The sequence below is a fragment of the Methylobacterium indicum genome, assembly GCF_001043895.1.
In the GTDB taxonomy this organism is placed as follows: Bacteria; Pseudomonadota; Alphaproteobacteria; order Rhizobiales; family Beijerinckiaceae; genus Methylobacterium; species Methylobacterium indicum.
The window spans coordinates 1-5,435 of sequence record NZ_JTHF01000289.1 but is presented as its reverse complement, the minus strand read 5'-3'; the positions used below and the strand labels follow the sequence as shown (position 1 = coordinate 5,435).

The following is a 5,435-nucleotide window of genomic DNA, read 5'->3' as shown; positions in this document are numbered from 1 at the left end:
ACGAGGCGCGCCGCCTCGTCGGCACGATCTACCTGCCGCGCGGCACCTTCCTGGTCGCCGCCGATCAGGTCGTCGCCGATCGCTCGGAATACACCGCCATCATCGCGCAGAAGCTGGTGCTGTCGCAGGCCCCGCGCCTCGTCGTCAACGCGAACTACTCGGCGAGTCCCGTGCCGGTGCCGCAGGGGGTCGGCCCGACGAGTGCGTATCCGGCGCTCACGAACTGATCCGGGTGCCGGAGGTGAACCGGATCAGGCCGCGCCGGCCTCCGGCCGCCGCCGCAGGATCTTCCACACCCCGGTGGCGGTGGCGACGATGCGCCCGTCGCAGCGCGCATCCCCGCGCAGGAAGACCAGGCTCTGCGTGCGGCGCACCACCTCGGGCGTCATCGTGATCGTCTCGCCGATCCGTCCGGCCGCGACGAACTGCATCTCGAACTGCACCGTGACGCAGTTCGCTCCGCCCGCCGCCTGCATGGCGGTGAAGCCCAGCGCCCGGTCGGCGAAGGTCATCATCATGCCGCCCTGGATCACGCCGATCAGGTTGGCGTGCCGGGGCTCGGCCCGGAACGCGAAGTGCAGGGTCTCGCCCTCCTCGCGCAGGAGCACCGGACCGACCAGGGCGATGAAGCCCGGATCGTCGAAGGCGCGCCAGCCGGCCGGGTCGGAATCGGGCGAGGTCATGAAGGGTCTCGGGGCTCGAGGGTGCTGGACAGCGCGGCCGCGGCCGTGCCTCAACGGTCCTACACAACGAGCCGGGGGGAGGCCCAGCGCCCGTGACGGACCAGACGCCAGAGATGCGAAGGCACGCCGATCCCGAGGAGATCGCCGCCCGCGTGCGCGCCAGCTTCGACAGGCAGGGCCTGATGCGGACCCTCGGGGCGACGCTGGAGGCGGTCTCGCCCGGCGCGGTCGAGATCGCGCTGACGCCCGGTCCCGGGGTGTCGCAGCAGCACGGCTTCGTCCATGCGGGGGCGGTGAGCGCCATCGCCGACAGCGCGGCGGGCTATGCGGGCCTGACCCTGATGCCGCCCGGCGCCGGGGTGCTGACCGCGGAGTTCAAGATCAACCTGCTCGCCCCTGCCACCGGGGAGCGCCTGCGGGCGAGGGGCCGGGTGGTCAAGGCCGGCCGCACCCTGACGCTGGCGCAGGCCGAGGTCTTCGCCGAGAGCGCGGGGCGCGAGAAGCTCGTCGCGCTGCTCACCGCCACCCTGATGGCCGTGCAGGACCGCGACGGCATCGGAGATTGAGGCAAAAAAGGCCCCGGCGAGCGCCGCCGGGGCCGGAACGAGCCTTACTTCTGGGTCTCGAGGTAGGCTTCCAGGTCCTTGATCTTCTTGTCGTCCTTGATGCCGGCGAAGATCATCTTGTTGCCGGGGACCTTGGCCTTCGGGTCCTTGATGTATTCCATGAAGGTGGCCGAATCCCAGGTCAGGCCGGAATTCTTCATCGCGGCCGAATAGTTGTAGCCTTCGTGGGTGCCGGCCTTGCGGCCGATCAGGCCCTTGAGGTCCGGGCCGACGCCGTTCTTGCCGAAGGCGTGGCAGGCCTTGCACTGGGTGAAGACCTTCTCGCCGGCCGCGGCGTCCTGCGCCTGGGCGGCGAAGGGGGCGAGGACCGCCAGGGCGGCACCGAGGATGAGCTGACGCATGAGGTTCCCTCCAACGGACGTCGTTCGCGACGGACCAAGGGCATATGGCCCAGCCTGCTGTTTGGACCAGTTAAAAACGCCGGCCCTTCGTTTCGGCTCCCGTGCGGCGAAAAGAAGCTCTGCCGCGGCAAAGCGCAATCGGACGAAGGTGCGGGGGATTACGACGCGAGAAGTTATGACCCATGGGCGTCGCAGCCGCCCTCCGGTAGGGTGGGACGGAACCACGGCCCGCACGACAGGCGCCGACCCGAGCCGAGAGGACACGCCATGACCATCGCCTTCCCGCCCCCGGACCCCGCGATCCTCGCCCGCCGCGACGCGATCGTGGAGGGTCTGCGCGGCCTGGTGGCGCCGGAGGCCCTGGTGACCAGCGAGGACGAGCGCCGCGCCTTCGAGACCGACGGCCTCACCGCCTACCGCAAGATGCCGCTCGCCGTGGTGCTGCCCTCGACGACCGCCGAGGTCTCGGCGGTGATGCGCTACTGCCACGAGCAGGGCGTGAAGGTGGTGCCCCGCGGCGCCGGCACCTCGCTCGCCGGCGGCGCCATCGCGCAGGAGGACGCGGTGATCCTCGGCGTCGCCAAGATGACCCGGGTGCTCGACGTCGATTTCGCCAACCGCGCCGCCCGGGTCCAGGCCGGCATCACCAACCTCGCCATCAGCGCCGCGGTGGCCCACGAGGGCTTCTTCTACGCCCCCGACCCGTCGAGCCAGCTCGCCTGCACCATCGCGGGCAACATCGCGATGAATTCGGGCGGGGCGCACTGCCTGAAATACGGCGTCACCACCAACAACCTGATGGGCGTGACCCTCGTCATGGTCGACGGCACGGTGGTGGAGATCGGCGGCGACCACCTCGATTCCGCCGGCTACGACCTCCTGGGCCTCGTCTGCGGCTCGGAAGGGCAGCTCGGCATCGTCACCGAGGCGACGGTCAGGATCCTGCGCGCCGCCGAGGGCGCCCGGCCGGCCCTGATGGGCTTCGGCACGGTCGAGGATGCCGGCGCCTGCACGGCGGCGATCATCGGGGCGGGCATCATTCCTGTCGCGATCGAGTACATGGACCGCGAGGCGATCACGATCTGCGAGGCCTTCGCGCATGCCGGCTACCCGCTCGACGCCGAGGCGATGCTGATCATCGAGGTCGAGGGCTGCAAGGAAGAGTGCGACGCGATGCTCGCCCGCATCGTCGAGATCGCCAAACCGTTCAACCCGACGAGCCTGAAGGTCTCGCAATCGGAGGCCGAGAGCGCCGCGATCTGGAAGGGCCGCAAATCGGCCTTCGGCGCCACGGGCCGCATCTCCGACTACATCTGCATGGACGGCACCATCCCGACCGGGCAATTGCCGCGCGTGCTGGAGCGCATCGGCGAGATCACCCAGTCCTATGGGCTGCGCTGCGCCAACGTCTTCCATGCCGGCGACGGCAACCTGCACCCCCTGATCCTGTTCGACATCAACAAACCCGGCGAGATGGAGAAGGCCGAGGCCGCCGGCGAGGAGATGCTGAAGCTCTGCGTCGAGGTCGGCGGCTGCCTCACCGGCGAGCACGGCGTCGGCATCGAGAAGCGCGATCTGATGAGCTACCAGTACAACCCCGAGGATCTGCACCAGCAGATGCGGGTGCGGGCGGTGTTCGACCCGGCCTGGCTGATGAACCCCGCCAAGGTGTTTCCGCTGGAGGGGCGGATCGCCGCGTGACGCGCGAGGCCGCTCAGGCCGGCGGCCCGAGCGGAGCGCAGCGGAAGGCGCCGTAGCCGCCCTGTGCCAGGCGCTCGGCCAGCGCCGGCAGGACGGCCTCGGCCTCCTCGCGCAGGGTCCAGGGCGGGTTGACGACGATCAGCCCGCTGCCGCTCAGCCGCGTCGGGTCGGGCCGGTGGATCAGCAGGTCGAGGCGCAAGGCGGGCCGGGGCAGGGTGGCATCGAGGGCGGCGGCCATCCGGTCGATCGCCGGGGCGTCCTTGATCGGGTACCAGGCGAGGTAGGTGCCGGTCGCCCATTTCCCCACCGCCTTCAGGAGGTCGCGGCCCAGCCGCTCGATCTCGCCCGGCACCTCGTAGGGCGGGTCGATCAGCACGAGCCCGCGGCGCTCCTTCGGGGGGATCAGGGCGGGGAGCGCGGTCCAGCCGTCGAGGGCCAGCACCTTGGTGCGCGGGTCCTGGTTGTAGCGCCCGTGCAGCACCGCGCCGTCGGCCGGGTGCAGCTCGACGAACACCCCCTGGTCGCCCGGGCGCAGGAACTCGCGGATGATCGCCGGCGAGCCCGGATAGATCGTGTCGCCGTGGCGCGCCCTGACCGCCGCCACCGCCGCCCGGTAGGGGGCGAGCAGCGCCTCGACCGGGTCGGGGAAGGGGGCGTCGAGCCGCCCGATGCCGTCGTGCCACTCGCCGGTGCGGCCGGCCTCGTCGGCGGTCAGGTCGTAGAAGCCGAGGCCGGCATGGGTGTCGATCGCCCGGAACGGCGTCGCCTTGCGCTGGAGATGCGCCAGCACCCGGGTCAGCACCCAGTGCTTGAGCACGTCGGCGTGGTTGCCGGCGTGGAAGGCGTGGCGGTAATTCACGGCGCTCGGGTCCTCGTCCCGCCGTCGCGGCGGTACGGGTCCTTACCCCATCGCACCGGTCCCGGGCGAGTCGGAGGGGCTCAAGCCGGCTCGGCGAGTCGTGCCCCGGGCACCGCCGCCAGCAGGCCTCGCGTGTAGGGATGCTCGGGTGCGCGAAAGAGGGCGGCGGTGTCGGTCATCTCGACGATGCGGCCGCGATGCATCACGGCGATCCGGTCGCAGATCGTCGAGGCGACGCGCAGGTCGTGGGTGATGAACAGCATCGCGATGCCGAGCCGTTGCTTCAGGTCCTCCAGGAGCGCCAGCACCTGGGCCTGGACCGAGACGTCGAGAGCCGAGACCGCCTCGTCGGCGACGAGCACGTCCGGCTCCATGGCGAGCGCCCGGGCGATGCCGATGCGCTGGCGCTGCCCGCCCGAGAAGGCGTTCGGGTAGCGCTCGGCGGCGGTCGGCGGCAGGCCGACGAGCTCCAGGAGCTCGCGTGCCCGCGCTCGCGCCTGCCGGGCGGGAGTGCCGTGGGCGATGGGACCGCCGGCGATGATCTGCTCGACGGTGCGGCGGGGGTTGAGCGAGGCGAAGGGATCCTGGAAGATCATCTGGATCCGCCGGCGCTCGCCGCGCAAAGCCGGGGGCCCAAGCGCCGTGAAGTCGAGGCTGCCGAGGCGCACGCTGCCCCGGTCGGGCTCGATCAGGCGGATCGCCAGCCGCGCGGTGGTCGACTTGCCGGAGCCCGATTCGCCGACGAGGCCGAGCGTCTCGCCGCGGCGCAGGTCGAAGCTCACCTCCTCGACCGCCGCCACCACCCGGGGCTTGCCGAGAAACCCTGATCGCGTCGCGTAGGTCTTGGCGAGGTTCGTCACCGAGAGGGCGACGGGCGCGGCGGTGATCGGCTCGCGCACCGGCGGGGTCAGGCTCGGCACCGCGGCGAGCAGCGCCTTGGTGTAGGCGGCCTGCGGCCGGCGCAGCACCGAATCGGCCGGGCCGGATTCGACCAGGCGGCCGCGCTGGAGCACGGCGACGTGGTCGGCGATGTCGGCCACCACGCCGAAATCGTGGGTGATGAACAGGACCGCCATGTTGCGGCGCGTCTGGAGGTCGCGGATCAGCGTCAGGATCTGCGCCTGGGTCGTCACGTCGAGCGCCGTCGTCGGCTCGTCGGCCACCAGCACGGCGGGTTCGAGCGCGAGCGCCATCGCGATCATCGCCCGCTGGCGCTGCCCGCCCG

General features: G+C 71.4%; 6 protein-coding genes and 1 pseudogene. 3 read left to right on the top strand and 4 right to left on the bottom strand.

Translation table 11 applies throughout. The features are described from left to right. A pseudogene (locus tag QR78_RS35165) lies at positions 1-227 on the top strand (TadE/TadG family type IV pilus assembly protein); the annotation flags it as partial. Between the two features lie 24 nt (positions 228-251). Here the strand turns inward: QR78_RS35165 and QR78_RS27465 are convergent. Next, positions 252-683 carry a PaaI family thioesterase gene (locus QR78_RS27465; RefSeq protein ID WP_048430791.1) on the bottom strand — a complete coding sequence of 144 codons (432 nt, stop codon included), beginning with the start codon at positions 681-683 and terminating at the stop codon, positions 252-254. Positions 684-796: 113 nt separating this feature from the next. On the opposite strand from QR78_RS27465, the gene QR78_RS27460 reads away from it, so the two are divergent. Then, entirely contained in the window at positions 797-1,249 is a 453-nt protein-coding gene (locus tag QR78_RS27460) for a PaaI family thioesterase (RefSeq protein WP_048430790.1), read from the top strand. Positions 1,250-1,293: 44 nt separating this feature from the next. On the opposite strand, the gene QR78_RS27455 is transcribed toward QR78_RS27460, so the two are convergent. After that, a complete protein-coding gene (locus tag QR78_RS27455) occupies positions 1,294-1,650 on the bottom strand; it encodes a c-type cytochrome (RefSeq protein ID WP_048430789.1) in 357 nt (118 codons plus the stop codon). A gap of 267 nt (positions 1,651-1,917) precedes the next feature. Here QR78_RS27455 and QR78_RS27450 point away from each other — a divergent pair, with 267 nt between their 5' ends. Further along, positions 1,918-3,351, top strand: coding sequence for an FAD-linked oxidase C-terminal domain-containing protein (locus tag QR78_RS27450; protein WP_048430788.1), 1,434 nt, complete (start codon positions 1,918-1,920; stop codon positions 3,349-3,351). Positions 3,352-3,364: 13 nt separating this feature from the next. On the opposite strand, the gene QR78_RS27445 is transcribed toward QR78_RS27450, so the two are convergent. Next, positions 3,365-4,210, bottom strand: coding sequence for a 23S rRNA (adenine(2030)-N(6))-methyltransferase RlmJ (locus tag QR78_RS27445; RefSeq protein ID WP_048430787.1), 846 nt, complete (start codon positions 4,208-4,210; stop codon positions 3,365-3,367). 80 nt (positions 4,211-4,290) lie between these two features. Beyond that, on the bottom strand, positions 4,291-5,435 hold a 1,145-nt coding region (locus tag QR78_RS27440), incomplete at its 5' end, for an ATP-binding cassette domain-containing protein (RefSeq protein ID WP_048430786.1).

Bases quoted from the DNA above. Each gene is read 5' to 3' on its own strand.
- QR78_RS27450 (WP_048430788.1), top strand. From the start codon at position 1,918: ATGACCATCGCCTTCCCGCCCCCGGACCCCGCGATCCTCGCCCGCCGC.
- QR78_RS27465 (WP_048430791.1), bottom strand. From the start codon at position 683: ATGACCTCGCCCGATTCCGACCCGGCCGGCTGGCGCGCCTTCGACGAT.
- QR78_RS27460 (WP_048430790.1), top strand. From the start codon at position 797: ATGCGAAGGCACGCCGATCCCGAGGAGATCGCCGCCCGCGTGCGCGCC.
- QR78_RS27455 (WP_048430789.1), bottom strand. From the start codon at position 1,650: ATGCGTCAGCTCATCCTCGGTGCCGCCCTGGCGGTCCTCGCCCCCTTC.